This is a genomic window from Pseudomonas sp. F-14 TE3623, assembly GCF_053629015.1.
Genome location: NZ_JBRJHM010000001.1, coordinates 3965480 through 3979503 on the forward strand (window position 1 = coordinate 3965480; position 14024 = coordinate 3979503).

The window sequence follows — 14024 nt, forward strand, 5'->3', positions numbered from 1 at the left end:
TAATGGCAGGTGCGACGGAGCACGTGGTGTATGTGGTCGACGATGACCAAGGCATGCTCGATTCGACAGTCTGGTTGCTGGAGTCGGTAGGGCTCAAAGCCTTGCCGTTTACCAGTGGCGTGGCGTTTCTCAATGCCTGTGATGCCAGTCTTGATGCCTGCGTGCTGCTCGATGTTCGCATGCCCGGCATGGGCGGTTTGAACGTGCAGGAAGAGATGCGCGCACGTGAGCTGAACCTGCCGATCATTTTCGTCAGCGGGCACGCGGATGTGCCGATCGTGGTTCGCGCTTTCAAAGCGGGTGCTCATGACTTCATCGAGAAGCCCTACAACGAACAATTGCTGCTGGACAGCGTGCAACAGGCGCTCAGCAACTGCGCGGCAAGCCGCTCGGGTAATCAGGGGCACGATGCCTTGCAGGCGCGCTTGCTGACCCTGACCCCACGGGAGCGCGATGTCTTGCTACCGCTGGTCCAGGGTTACACCACCCGCGAGATCGCTGAGCAACTGGGTGTCAGTGCGAAAACCGTCGATCTGTATCGTTCGCGGGTGATGAAACGCATGCAAGCCAATACCTTGCCGGACCTGGTGGGCATGGCCATCGCCGCTGAACTGGTCGATCCGCTGAAGTTGCGGTGATTGCTCGCATTTTCTAATGAGCGTCTATGGGGGGAGGATCATCCGCAGGGCAGACCGGACGTCCCACCAACGTTATGACTGCCTGAGCTTGCGCTAGCATGAAAGATGTTCAGGCCACTCGCCATTGAGAGTCTGGTCGTGGGTGTCGAGTGTGCGTGACGGGCTCTGTCAATTGCAGGGGCCGGAGGAGGCGTGTTGAAACCATTCCAGCTCAGACCTAGCGCCTCAACCCTGAACATGTTGCGTCAAGCGTGCCTGCAACGCCGTGATGCGGTGCCGCCAACGTTAACGGAAAGAGCGCTGATCCCGGACATTCCAGATGCTCGCTACTGGCTGGACCAGGACCTGACACCGTTCATTCGGGATGTGAGCCAGGCCAACCTTCGAGAGGCTGAGGCGCTCGCCAGCGCAGGGTTACCGAACGACATCCTTCCGCGGGCAAATCTGCTGGCCGTTTCGGGCGGCGGCGACGCCGGCACATTCGCCGGGGGCATCATTGCGGGATGGACCCGGCATGGGACTCGGCCTGAGTTCAAAGTTGTCACCGGCATTAGCGCTGGCGCCCTGGTCGCCCCGTTTGCCTATCTGGGGCCCCAGTACGACGATGTCATTGTGCGTATCTGCAATGCGGTCGGTCCAAAAGACATTTTCCATGCGCGCAATATGCTGACCCGTCTTACCAGCGATGGTATGGCGCACAGCAAGCCACTGTCGCGGCTCATTGCACAGCACGTCACTGCCGAGACTCTTGCGGCGATCGCGGCGGAATACGCCAAAGGACGGCTCCTGATGATCGGTACAACCGATCTTGACTCAGGGCGCCCGGTCACCTGGAACATGGGGGCTATTGCCGCCAGCCAGGCACCGGGAGCGCTCGAGCTGTTTCGCAACATCATGGTCGCGTCGATGAGTATTCCCGGTGCCGTCTCACCCGTCATGATTGATGTGGACGTTAACGGTCACCCGTTTCAGGAAATGCACGTGGACGGAGGTGTCCTTACGCAGGTGTTTCTTTATCCACCCGGCACCGTAATGGCGCTGAATCAGGTGCCCGGGGCGCGTTTGCGTCGTGAACGGCATTTCTATGTGATTCGCAACGGCAAACTGGAACTGCAATGGTCCGGAACCAAGCGCCGAACCTTGAACATCGGCGGTCGAGCCATCAGCGCATTGATCCAGAATCAGGGGATCAGCGATCTGGATCGAATTTACCGAATTGCCCAGCAGGATGGGGCGGAGTTCAATCTGGCGTACATCGGCTCTGACTTCCGCATTTCTCGCCTCCATAAATTCGATGGCGAGTACATGAAGCGCTTGTTCAAATACGCCTTTGAACTCAGTGCCAAAGGCTATCCGTGGCATAAATCGCCGAGTACGTGAGAGACGGTCTCAGCCGATAGGCTCGGCCGTACAACTCATTTCCCCTGAGCCTGGCTTCTGGAAAAGCACCACGTTGCCGTCTTGCCAGAAGCTGTAGCTCCCTTGGGAATCCTTGCCCGTGTATTGGGTTCCCGAATCATTCTGCGCCTGGCTCAGGGTGATCGAGGTGTTCGCCCATTTCAGGTACACGACACCAGGCTGCGTGTTAAAGAAAGTGGCGGCAATCAGCGCATTAAGCCCTGTACACCGAAAAGCCAGGGGGCCTTCAGTGAGTCTGTCTGGATCCTTGGTTCTCACAATGGCTGAACCTTGGCGTAGCTGGTGCGCGCGCTCGGCATAATGTCGGATCGTGCACGCCTTGGGCTCAGACGTGGAGGCACACTGATTGCGGGCGTCGATCCAGAACTGCTGGTCAATCATGACTTTGTCTGGACGCGGCACTGAATGATCATCCGTAAGCGCCAGGCGATAAAGACGCGTCAGTTCGATATCCATCTGCATCAGTTGTGGGTCGCGACAAATAAGCTTTTCGACGGGGGCCCTTGCCGTGGCGCAGTCGAAGCTGGTCTGGAAGGTCGGCGTAGCAGGTGAAGCATTGACCCAGCTGCTCGCCGCCGCGCACACGCTGGCAGCGAACAGACAGGTGACCGTTTTCATGTTGGGCTGATTCATTACCTGATACCCGGATTGCTGTGGGATCTATTGATCCGTTGAACAGTCATTTGTTCGCATTGGGTGTATCGCAGTGTAAGTCAGTGCTTAAAACTTGCCGCACCCGTTCGAGTTCGAGGAAGTAAAAGTACAAACGGAATTAGAGCTTGCACCCTAAGAACTTTGTTTCAGGGTTAGTCGCCAGACGCTGAACTAGACTCAAATATCCAAAGCACACTGATAGCAGTGGAGGCTTTATGAAAAAATCCATCCCCCCCTGTCTGGCTACGATTGTCTCGGTATTCTGCCTTTGTGCTTCAGCCGAGACCGTAACGCCGCTCAAAGGGCAGCCCCCCGAAATGATTCAGCAGGACATCAGCTCATGCCAGGCCCAGGCTGGCAACGCTGCAAGCACCAGCACAACGCCTGAATCAGGTGGACGTGTCCGTGGTGCCGCTACTGGCGCAGTAGCAGGTGCGGCGGTTGCCGGAGCGCGCGGTCGTCAGCATGACGAGATTTATGACAAGGTAGACGACGATGTTAAACAGGAATATCGACAGAACAAGGCCAAGGATGCTGCTGTGGCAGGTGCGGTTGTAGGTGGATCCCGGCAGCGTCAGGATCGTCGTCAGGATCGCCGGGAAGAACCAGCTGTCACTGCTTCCGCCTACAACAGTTGCATGCAGCAACGGGGCTACCAGATAACCCCTTGAACCTGAACAACAAAGGGTAATGGCGTGAAGATCTGTATCGTCTTTGACGGGCGCGACGGTGCAGGGAAGGGCGGAACGATCAAGGCGCTCAAGTCTGCCTGACCACATAGGGGGTGCAATGCGCATTCCATTGTTTTACGCGGTGTCAGCTGTATTGTTTTTGAGCGGACCTTACTGCCTGGCGCAGCCATTGGATGCGAGCGCGACCGCAAACGCTGCCGATACAGCGCCCGTCACGGCGGCGGCCAAAGATGCCGTGTTTACCCAGGAACAGCTGGATCAAATGCTGGCTCCCATTGCGCTTTACCCGGACCCACTGCTGGCACAGGTGCTGATGGCCACCACGTACCCCGGGGAAATCGCCGAGGCAGTTACCTGGTCTAAAGCACACCCGGACGCCAAAGGCGATGATGCGGTCAAACAAGTGGCGAGCCAGCCCTGGGATCCGAGCGTGCAGGCGCTGGTCGCTTTCCCACAGGTGCTGGTAACGCTGGGACAGGATCCCGTCTGGGTACAACGCCTGGGTGATGCCTTCCTGGCGCAGCCCGACGATGTCATGGGGGGCGTGCAACGCTTGCGTCATCAGGCGCAAGCAGCAGGCAACCTGCAGAGCAACCAGTATCAGAACGTGACGGTTCAGGCTGTTGCGGCACCGGCACCGGCACCGGCAGCTTCGGGTCCGGCTCCGGCCAGCAGCACTTCCACCATCATCATTCAGCCCTCCGATCCGCAGGTGGTGTACGTACCCAGTTATAACCCGACAACAACCTACGGCACCTGGCCCTATCCAGCGTCGCCTCCCGTTTACTATCCACCGCCGCCAGCCTATTACCCCGGTTCTGCATTGATGGCTGGGCTGGCGTTTGGTACCGGTGTGGCTATTGTCGGTGCGTTGTGGGGTGAATGTGACTGGGGCAATAACGACATCGACATCGACGTCGATCGCTACAACAACATCAATCGCAACAACCAGATCACCAATAATCAGAACAAGTGGCAGCACAACACCGTTCACCGCGATGGCGTTCCCTATCGAGACAGCAAGAGCCGCGAACAGTACGGCCGCCAACTGGACGGTGCCAATAAGCGTGAGGCCTATCGAGGGGAAGATGCTCAGCGAGCCCAGGCTCGTGAAAAAGCCCGTAGTTCAATGGACAAGCACGGTATCGAACGACCTGCCACCAGCAACCGCGAAGCCCGTGATCGAGCGCGCGCAGCCCAGTCCGGAACCTCGGCCAGCAATCGGATGCAAGCAGGTACAGACAGACCGAAGTCGTCTGACAGAAGCCAGGGCACTGCCAGAAACACTCGGGAGAGTCAGCAACCCAGGAAACAGACCGCTCAGGTAAATCAGCGCGGGCAGGGCGATTCGCAAGGGCGCCAGGCTGCGCAAAATCGACCGTCCGCCAGTACGGGCAGTGCCCGCAACAATGCGTTCGCCGGCGTACGCTCACCGTCCCAGGCCAATGCACAAGCCAGTCGTGGCCAGGCCAGCCTGGCATCCGCCCAGCGCCCCAGTGCCTCGCGACCAGCCGGCCATCAGGTCAGTCGCCCGTCCAATCCACCAGCACGTCAAAGGGGGGGCCGTCGTTGAAAAACAATGCTCGAGTGAAGGCACTCATGGGCTTGCGCCTTCATGTCTTAGCGATGGCTGCCGGCTTGGCGTGGTCGTGCATGGTTACGGCACAGCAGGCATTTCCAACGCCAGAAATGGCCGCCCAGGCGTTCGTCGAGGCACTGGGTACGGAATACGCCGATCAGGCACGCCTGACAGAATTGCTGGGTAATGAATGGCGCAGTTTCATCCCGCGCGAAGGCGTGCAGCGCAGTGATGTGGATGCGTTTTTGAAGCAATATCGCGAACAACACTCCATTGAAAAAACCAGCGATCGCAAGGCGATCCTGTCGGTTGGCAGTGACCACTGGACACTGCCTATACCCATGGTAAAAGGCGCGAACGGGTGGCGCTTCGACATCAATGCCGGCAGTGCCGAAGTCCGTGCACGTCGAATTGGCCGTAACGAACTCGCCGCGTTGCAATCAGTGCTGACCTATCACGACGTCCAGATGGACTATGCGTCAGTGGATCGCGACGGTGACGGCGCACTCGCCTATGCGCAGAAAATCTTCAGCACTGCCGGCAAGCACGATGGACTTTATTGGGAGGATGACGATAGCGGTCAGATCAGCCCTCTGGGTCCCTTGTTCGGCCAAACCCTTGCTGGCGAAGACTGGCATGGTTACCACTTCCGCATCCTTGATGGCCAAGGTCCTTCGGCACCTGGCGGCGCCTACAGCTACCTCATCGGTGACAAGATGATCCGTGGCTTTGCACTGATCACGTGGCCAGCGAAATACGATGACACCGGGGTGATGAGTTTCATGATCAGCCATGAAGGACAGGTGTTCGAAAAAGACTTGGGACCCGGTGGTGACACGTTGGCGCAGTCGATGAAGCGCTTTGATCCAGACGATAGTTGGAAGGTGGTTACTGCAGATCAAGAGTAGATCTACCTGGGCACTGCAAATCCCCTGTGGGAGCGGGCAAGCCCGCTCCCAGGATGTGGGCCTAACTCAAGACTGTGAAATCGCTGGCGTGCAGCTCCTGGACACCCACCAATTGGATTTCGAACTCGGGGGTGGCCCCGGCGTTGACACTGCCGTAGAGAATGCCATCGGCAAAGCGCAGTTGGCCGGTGGCGTCGGCAGGGTCGAAGGCGTTGCTGCCGATGAAGGTGAAGGCGTCGACAGCAGTGGTCAGCGGGTTGGCGTCCAGGCCGGTGAAATCCAGCAGATCGCCCTCGGTGCTCTTGAAGCCGTTGATCACATCGCGCAAAGCCCCGACGCCCATGTCCGACAGCGCACCAAACGCGTAGGTATCCGCGCCAGTGCCAGCGGAGAGGTTGTCGGTGCCTGCACCGCCGATCAACCGGTCATCGCCCGAACCGCCCACCAGCGTATCGTTGCCCGCACCACCGTTCAGAACGTTCGCGGCGCTGTTGCCCGACAGGCTGTCGGCGTAAGCGCTTCCCTTCACGTTTTCGAAGAATTTCAAAGTGTCGAGCCCGGAACTGACGGTGTTTTGTTGCGCTGACGTCGAGAGGTTTACGGTAACGCCGGACAGGGCGCGTTCAAAGGACACCGTGTCATTGCCATCGCGCCCGTCCAGCACATTGTTGCCGGCTCCGGCGAACAGCGTGTTGTCCAGCGCATTGCCCGTACCATTGGCGGCGCCAGTGCTATCGACATACAGATGCTCGACGTTGTTGCTGAGGGTATAGGCCGCCAGGCTGCTGTGCACGCTGTCGATCCCTCCAGGCGCCGCATTGCTGATCTCGATCACGGTGTCGTCGGCGTTGTCGACATAGTAGGTGTCATTGCCATCGCCGCCACTCATGCTGTCGTCCCCTGCGGCACCATTGAGCACGTTATTGGCGGCATTGCCGGTGATGAAGTTGTGCCGCTCATTGCCGGTGCCGTTGATGCCCGACACGCCGGTGAGCACCAGGTTCTCGAGATTGGCGCCCAGGGTCCAGCTGACCGAGGCCTGCACCGTATCGATCTGCGAGGTCGAGGTGTTGGTTTCCACCACGCGGTCGGACGCGTTATCGACCACATAGACGTCGTTGCCATTGCCACCGGTCATGGTGTCGGCACCCAGGTGACCATCCAGTGTGTCGTTGCCCGAACTCCCTACCAGGGTATCCGCCTGGTCGGTACCGGAAATCATGTTCTGAGCGTTGTCGAAGATGTCCTGCACGCTGTTGTTGTCGTTGGGGTTGCCCTGGAAGCCAAGGTCATTGGCAATGTAGTCGGCCAGGCGCTGGCCGACGATCTCCGCCGACTCCTCGTGCAGGTGCCAGACGTCGTCCGGATACGCCAGCGGATCGACTTCGTAGCGCAAGGGGAGGTCGGTGTAGTCCACCGCCAGCTTGACGTCGGCGCGCTCGGCGGCGATGGCTTCCTGGGCGGCGCGGACATAGCCAACCCCCTCGACGATGGAGGCAATCTTTTCTTCCGAATAACCACGGGCACGCGCCGCGTCCTGTTCGTAGTGACCGGTTTCCATCAAGTACACGGTGAAGTTGCCGAACTGGGCATGCAGGTAATCAAACACCTTCAGGGTCGCGGCCTTGTAGGCCGCTGCTGCCGCTGCTTTGTCCGTGGCGCGGCCGATCTCCTGGGCGGCTTCCTCGCCCTGGCCCCAAATGATGCCCATGGTGACGTTATCGATGGATTGCAGTTCGGTGCGTTGGTCCCGCAGCAGCGTCACGGCGCGCAACAGCGCAGCCCCGGGTTGGTTGGTGTCGGTCAGCCACCAGCACAACTGGAGTTCCTCGGCGCTGAGCGTCGACAGGCCGGTGACCGTGCTGCCGCCCACCGCGATGTCGATGCCGTTGCCATTGGCATCGTTGAACTGGCTGCGCACGTCATAGGGGGTGTAGCGGTCCAGGTCGTTGACCAGCATCGAGGTGCCGGACTGATTGTCATCCTCCGTCATGCGCAGAAGGCGCGCATTGGATTGGCCGAGGGTGGGCAGGTAGAGGATGTCCTGCTGGGTGCTCTCGCCAAACACGAAGTCGCTGGCGGTCAGGGTATTGAGGTAGTTGCCGTTGAGGGCGATTTCAAAACGATTGCCATCGGCATCCGCTTCGGCGGACTTGATGTAGGTCTTGTCGCCGGCCGCGTTGAGGGTTATGTACAGCGTGCCATTGCTGCCATCGCCGAGGCCGACAAAGCCCAGGCCCGAAACATCGATCTTGTCGACGCCCGCGGTGAAGTCATAAATCGTGTCGGTGGCCGTGATACCACCGGTGTCGTAGTCGCGGTAGCTGTCGAGCAGGTTGGTGTAGCGGAAGGTGTCGGCACCGTCGCCGCCGTACAGCGAATCGCGTCCGGCACCGCCGTCGACGATGTCCGCGCCGGTGCCGGCCTTGATTGAGTCGTTGCCACCGAGGCCGAGGATCAGGTCTGCGCCCGCCGTGCCGTTGAGGGTTTCGGCATTGTTGGTGCCGGTGATGGTGTTGGCGGGCGCATCGGCCACTACCAGGGCGAAGCTATCGCTGACCGATGCACCGGCCGGATCCATGGCTTTGACCAGCACGTTGTAATTGCTGGACGCGGTGCTGGTCGGCGTGCCGGTGAAGGTCAGGTTGGTGGCATTGAAGCTCAGCCACGCGGGCAGGGCGCTGCCATCGGCCAGGGTCGCGGTGTAGCTGAGGCTGTCGTTATCCGGATCAGTGAAGCTGGTGGCCGGCACCACGTAGCTGAACGGGGTGTTTTCGGTCGCGCTCTGATCCAGCAGCGGAGTGGCCAGCACCGGCGCCTGATTGGTCGGCGATGAGGTGGCGAAGACAAAATTAGCACTGGTCAGCGTGTTGAGGTAGTTGCCGTCCAGTGCCACTTCGAAGCGGTTACCATTGGCGTCGGCGGTCAGGGATTTGATGTAAGTCTTGGTGCCGGCACTGTTGAGCACTACGTATACGGTGTTGTTCTTGCCGTCCCCCAGGCCGGTGAAACCCATGGCCGAGAGATCGATCTTGTCGGCGCTGATATCGAAATCGGTGATCAGGTCGCCAAGGTTGGCACCGCCGGTGTTGTAGTTGCGGTAACTGTCCAGGCGATTGGAAAACACGAACGTGTCCGCTCCGGCACCACCGGTGAGGGTGTCCATACCGACACCGCCATCGAGCTTGTCGTTGCCCGCGCCGCCATTAAGGCTGTCGTTACCTGCCAGGCCGAGGAGGGTGTCGGCCGACTCGCTACCCAGCAGCGAGTCGTTGCCGCTGGTGCCGGTGATCACCCGATTAAAGATGAAGTTATTGGCCGTCAGGGTGCTGGTCAGGTTACCCGAGAGGATCAGCTCGAAACAATTGCCGCTGGCGTCGGCATCGTAGTCCTTGATGTAGGTGCGGTCGCTGCTGGCGCTGTAGCTGACCTGCAGGGTGCCGCCGCGGCCATTGCCCAGGCCGGTGAAACCGAGGTCGGCGAGGTCGATCTTGTCCTGGGTGACGTCGAAGTCGGTGATGGTGTCATCGAAGCTTGTGGTTGCGTTGCGGTAACTGTCGGACTGAGTGGTGAAACGGAACGTATCGGCGCCGGTACCGCCGGTGAGTTTATCGGTGCCTGCACCACCCACCAGAATGTCGCCACCGGCCCCGCCATTGATGGTGTCGTTGCCGGCCCCGCCGTAGAAAATCTCGCTGGCGGCGCTGCCCAGCAGGGTGTCATTGCCAGCCGTACCCTGCACGGTGGTGATCGGCACCGTGTCGCTGACGTAGCTGCCGTCACCATAGATCAGCGTGGCACCCTTGCTGGTGTGGCTGATGGTATTGCCGATAATGGCGTTGCGATCAGTACCGTCTTCGTTGCGTTCGGCGACGCCGTAGGTCGACAGGTCGCTGCCGATGATGATGTTGCCCTGGATGGTGTTATCGCTGCCGTTGAAGTACTTGCCGGACACGCCCAGGGTGTCGTTGTAAGACTGGATGATGATCTCCGGTACGGGGCTGCCCAGGGAATTGTTGGTGAGCGTGTTGTCGATGATCTCGACGTGATTGCTGCCGTAGATGCGTATCCCGGCGCTGGTGTTGTCGTGAATGTCGACGCCGCTGACGGTCACCTCGCTGGACAGTTTGATCAGCACCCCTTCGGCGCCATTACCGTACACCTCGCCACCGGTGATGGTGATGTTGCTCGGTGAGGGAATGTCCTCGCTGCCGCGCTGCACCACGATGCCATTGCCGCCGTTGTTGTAGGCCACGTTATTGGTGAGCGTGAAGTCGTGGGTGCTGGTGACGATGTTGAAACCGTGGCGGTCGTTGTCGTAGGCGATGTTGTTTTCGAAGGTGCTGTTGCTGAGGAAGTCAGCCACGAAGCCGTCCAGGCCGTTGCCGTGGGACACGCTGTTCTTGATGACCATATTGACGGTCTGCTCGTGGGGGTCGAAACCGTACCCGGAGCAATCCTTGATCTCGACGCTGTCGAGGGTGACGTTGGAGTCGTAGCCTGCTTCGCCGGGAATGTAGCCATTGAACCAACCGTCGATCTTGCCCGTGGTGCTGTCACGGTTGCCGTCGATGGTGAGGTTGCTGACGCCGAAGTCGTGGGTTTCCTCGCCATAGGCGGAGCGGATGACTCCCGTGATCTTGGTGTCGGAGCCATCAGCCACCTTGACGGTGGTTGCGCCCATGCCGTCGCCGTACAGGTAGACGTTGCTTTGAAGCATCAGGCAACCGTCGGAGGGTTCCTCCCCTCCCGAAACGATATAAGTTCCGGTCGGCATATACACCTGCCCACCGCCTGCAGCGGCCGCCGCATCAATTGCACTTTGTATCGCCGCCGTGTCGTCAGTGATGCCATCTCCTTTGGCGCCAAAATTTTGTACATTGAAAATCATGAGCTTATCTCCGTATCAGGCGAAAACCTCGGTAGATGCCAATATTCCATCGACAGGTACCGTGTTATGACCCAACGGAGGGCAAAAGTTGTGACCGCGTATCGGGGAAGTGTCAAAAAACCGGACTAACTGATTAGCGGTTGCGAGATGTTTTGAGGTGTTTTGAAAAAATAACGTTCTGTTGACGTTTGCTTAGGGGCGTCCGTTGGTCGTGCCGGGGGGACGAAGGTGCAGGGCGCAGTTCCAATGAAGGCGACTGTTTTTTCTTAAAGGAGATTGGACATGACCAAGCGACAAGAACCGCATCACGGCTTTTCCGACGACCCTCAAAAAGTTAAAGAGGCAGGGCGTAAAGGCGAACAAAACGCCAATGTGGCAACCGACAAGGCGGAGAAAGCTCGAATCGGCGGGCAGCATAGTCATGGGGGAACACGCGGAGAACGATGATATACCTGCTCGACCTGCTGATGCCTATGTCAGCAGGTCGCAGGCCAGCCAGTCGCAAATGCAATGACCATCTCCCTGGAGATGGATTGTCATACATCGATCTGTAATTCCAGATCCCCGTTGTCCAAATTGCGCGTGTGAGTGACTGTGCCGGTCAGGAGTTCTCTTGATGAAAGAATAATGGCCAAGGAATGCGCTTTGTGTAGGTCATCTGGCACTGGTGATAGCACCTGTACTTGAAAAGCGCCCGGCGTGATGGGCGTAATGACGACATCGCATTCAACGCTTTTCGCGATTGGGCCTAGGAGGGTGTCATGCATGTAATTCAAGCGCGCGGTGGTAGCAGTCATGGCGATGTCCTTGATGCGTACAGGGCCCGAGTGTTGGCCCCACCTATGCGCTAGACGACACGCGCGACATCGAGTTCCACGCTAAAGGCTGACGGTCTATGTCATGGCAATGGCTTGGCATGCGCGTCTTAGGATATTCGATTGCGTTAGCCAAAAGCCTCGCCGGTGAGCGGCCTCATTCCCGTGTCATGAACACCGAAAGGCCCTTGGGAAGTTTGAGACCCGTTAGCCAGAACCGGGGTAGAGTGTTCATCAACGTCTGTACATAAGCTCCCTCCACTCGATTCGCGTAGTCGCGCCAAGCGGTTCCAGCGAACGAACCGGGCAAAAAAAAACCGTATATCAATCGTTGTTTGAAGAATGAATCGTCCGCTGTTTGTTTCTCTAGATGGGCCCAAGGGAACCGGCAAAACCACACTGTTGGAGGCCGTTACGAAAGTACTGAGGGCAGACAACAAAAAGGTGATCCGACTTTGCGAGAAAAAAAGCGATCCCTATCGGGGGGAAACAATGGCCCTCGTTAACAAGCTCGTCAGAAATCCCACCCGGGATTTGGAGCTGGGGGTTTGTGAGCGCTTTGCCGATAGCCGTACCTGGATTTCCCAGCACGTGCTGGCTAAACAGCCACTAGGCAGCATTATCCTGATCGACCGCTGGTACCCGTCTGATGCCGCGTTTCGCCGGATAGTCCCGTTTGCAGAGATTCTACAGCTGAACATTGATCGAAACGTGCGAGTGCCAGACCTGCATGTCGGGGTTGTCACCGCCCCTGAAATTTCATGGGCGAGGGCAGCGACACGACGGCGTGGGCTGAGCAGTACTGTGATCCATAAGCTGGAAGAACATGTTGCTTGTACCAAGGCGTTCGAGCGAGCGATTGCAGATCACGGCTGGTTTTTATGCCGTAATGAAGGAACGATCGAAGACGCAACGATGCAGGTGATTTCTGAGATCTATAGAGTCCTTCGATGCCCCGCAGGCGAAGTTCGCTGCGCCGGCCTTGATGCGGTTGAGATAGCCGTAGATATAGATCGTTAGCAGGATCGAAGGGGTGATTTGTCGCCGCAGCGGTAGCCGGCTGATGCTTTGATCTGGGGGCCCGTCATCGAACCCGCCCACCCGCCGCCCCTTATAGAGCCTTGCTGGAATCAAGCAAATTGCGGAAGCCAAAGCGCGACCACTGCGGATCGAAAGACAATCGCCTGCTCATCGTCCGAACAACAACCGCTTTTGCCGCCAGGCCGGTGCGCTGGTGGGGAAAAGCACTTCGGTCGGCCGGAAACGAGCGACACCGCAGGCGGCGGCGATACGCTGGCGTTGCTGGCCCCGGACAAGCGCTTGCTGAAAACTGCTTTCGCGCTGCGGCAGCCCCAGCACATAGCCCACGCCCGCCTGGAAATCGCCTCCATGGGCCTGCCACCAAGCGGCGATCAACTGCGGGTCGGGCCAGGGCAGATTCTCATCGGGGTCCATGGCGACATTGGAATCCTCAGGGTCGTCGTTCGGGCCTGCATCGAAATCCGGCAGGTCCTGCAATTCCAGATCGAGCAACGCCAGGTCAACCCCAGTAATCAGGCTGAAGGCCTCGCCGGCGACGCGGGCATGGGGCAGGTCGCTCATCTGCTGGATCAGCCAGGGCACGCTGACCGGATCGCCCAGCAGCCCAACGGCCTGGATGCCGACGCGCTGCTGCTCAGGGTTCTGTATCAACTGGCGTATCCAGGCGATGCTGTTCTCACGCCTTTGCCAGGCCAGCAATACACAGAGCGCGCGATACTGGAACTCGCCCGGTTGCTCGGCGAACTGGCGCAGCGGCTCCAGCGCTTCCTCGTCGCCCATCTGTGCGATGGCCCAATTGGCCCAGAAGCGCGTGGCCGTGTCCTTGTGTTGACGGTGGGCACGAATCGTCGGCATCAGGTCACGACGACGCAACTCGCCGGCAGTACGGGCGGCACGCGCCAGCACGCTTGGGTCGGCGTGGGACAGCCCAGCCAACAGCGCCGGCCCTGGATCGCGCCGGTGCATGCCACAGGCGGCTAGGCCGATGCAGCGAAACAGGGATTCCGGCGATGCCAGCAGGCGGTCGATCCAGGGTTCCACCAGGGTCCACTTCAACCAACCCAGCGCGGCTGCCATAAAGCGCTCGCTGCCCGGATGCACGCGTACATGCTCGGCCAGGCTACCCATGGCTATCGTATTATTCGTCTCGAAGGCCAGCACCGTGGCGGCAAACACCTCGCCCAGCGCGGTAGGGCTCAGTTGCTGCAACAGGGCCTCCAGTCCAGGCAAACCTGCTATGCACAGGCCATCCAGATGGGCTTCGATGCGATTGTCCAGGGTGGTCAGGTGTTTGAGGTCGTAGTGAGGCGCCCGAACGGCATAGTCGCGCAGACCGGCGAGGAAAGATGCCTCTTCCACGTATTGATTAAGAATCCCCTCTATTGTA

11 protein-coding genes and 1 pseudogene are annotated in these 14024 nt (G+C 59.1%); 8 read left to right on the forward strand and 4 right to left on the reverse strand.

The features are described 5' to 3' along the window. The first annotated feature begins 2 nt into the window (after window positions 1–2). Together AB7M29_RS18405 and AB7M29_RS18410 are read left to right on the forward strand one after the other, a co-directional pair. On the forward strand, window positions 3–638 hold the full coding sequence (locus AB7M29_RS18405; RefSeq protein WP_217854920.1) for a response regulator transcription factor: 636 nt from the start codon (window positions 3–5) through the stop codon (window positions 636–638). A 195-nt stretch (window positions 639–833) separates the two neighbouring features. Next, window positions 834–2018, forward strand: coding sequence for a patatin-like phospholipase family protein (locus AB7M29_RS18410; protein ID WP_454248728.1), 1185 nt, complete (start codon window positions 834–836; stop codon window positions 2016–2018). Between the two features lie 9 nt (window positions 2019–2027). Here AB7M29_RS18410 and AB7M29_RS18415 read toward each other — a convergent pair whose 3' ends face one another. Beyond that, window positions 2028–2675, reverse strand: a complete 648-nt coding sequence (locus AB7M29_RS18415) for an MliC family protein (RefSeq protein ID WP_217854971.1) — start codon at window positions 2673–2675, stop codon at window positions 2028–2030. A gap of 251 nt (window positions 2676–2926) precedes the next feature. On the opposite strand from AB7M29_RS18415, the gene AB7M29_RS18420 reads away from it, so the two are divergent. The 4 genes and pseudogenes from AB7M29_RS18420 to AB7M29_RS18435 all read left to right on the forward strand — a co-directional run bounded on the left by AB7M29_RS18420 (window position 2927) and on the right by AB7M29_RS18435 (window position 5890). Next, the gene (locus AB7M29_RS18420) at window positions 2927–3382 is read left to right on the forward strand and encodes a hypothetical protein (protein ID WP_454247480.1); all 456 of its coding nucleotides are present in this window, start codon (window positions 2927–2929) and stop codon (window positions 3380–3382) included. 21 nt (window positions 3383–3403) lie between these two features. Continuing rightward, window positions 3404–3472 (forward strand): annotated as a pseudogene (locus AB7M29_RS18425) (hypothetical protein); the annotation flags it as partial. A 28-nt stretch (window positions 3473–3500) separates the two neighbouring features. After that, on the forward strand, window positions 3501–4976 hold the full coding sequence (locus AB7M29_RS18430) for a DUF3300 domain-containing protein (RefSeq protein ID WP_454247481.1): 1476 nt from the start codon (window positions 3501–3503) through the stop codon (window positions 4974–4976). Window positions 4977–5002: 26 nt separating this feature from the next. Continuing rightward, the gene (locus AB7M29_RS18435) at window positions 5003–5890 is read left to right on the forward strand and encodes a DUF2950 domain-containing protein (RefSeq protein ID WP_454248729.1); all 888 of its coding nucleotides are present in this window, start codon (window positions 5003–5005) and stop codon (window positions 5888–5890) included. A gap of 61 nt (window positions 5891–5951) precedes the next feature. Here AB7M29_RS18435 and AB7M29_RS18440 read toward each other — a convergent pair whose 3' ends face one another. Continuing rightward, window positions 5952–10781, reverse strand: coding sequence for a M10 family metallopeptidase C-terminal domain-containing protein (locus AB7M29_RS18440; protein ID WP_454247482.1), 4830 nt, complete (start codon window positions 10779–10781; stop codon window positions 5952–5954). A gap of 282 nt (window positions 10782–11063) precedes the next feature. Between AB7M29_RS18440 and AB7M29_RS18445 the strand changes: the two genes are divergently transcribed. After that, entirely contained in the window at window positions 11064–11228 is a 165-nt protein-coding gene (locus AB7M29_RS18445; protein WP_217854924.1) for a con-10 family general stress protein, read from the forward strand. A gap of 89 nt (window positions 11229–11317) precedes the next feature. Here AB7M29_RS18445 and AB7M29_RS18450 read toward each other — a convergent pair whose 3' ends face one another. Continuing rightward, window positions 11318–11578, reverse strand: a complete 261-nt coding sequence (locus tag AB7M29_RS18450; protein ID WP_454247483.1) for a hypothetical protein — start codon at window positions 11576–11578, stop codon at window positions 11318–11320. A gap of 360 nt (window positions 11579–11938) precedes the next feature. Between AB7M29_RS18450 and AB7M29_RS18455 the strand changes: the two genes are divergently transcribed. Continuing rightward, window positions 11939–12616, forward strand: coding sequence for a dTMP kinase (locus AB7M29_RS18455; RefSeq protein ID WP_217854925.1), 678 nt, complete (start codon window positions 11939–11941; stop codon window positions 12614–12616). A gap of 168 nt (window positions 12617–12784) precedes the next feature. On the opposite strand, the gene AB7M29_RS18460 is transcribed toward AB7M29_RS18455, so the two are convergent. Then, a complete protein-coding gene (locus AB7M29_RS18460) occupies window positions 12785–13996 on the reverse strand; it encodes a TIGR02270 family protein (RefSeq protein WP_454247484.1) in 1212 nt (403 codons plus the stop codon). Window positions 13997–14024 lie beyond the last annotated feature (28 nt).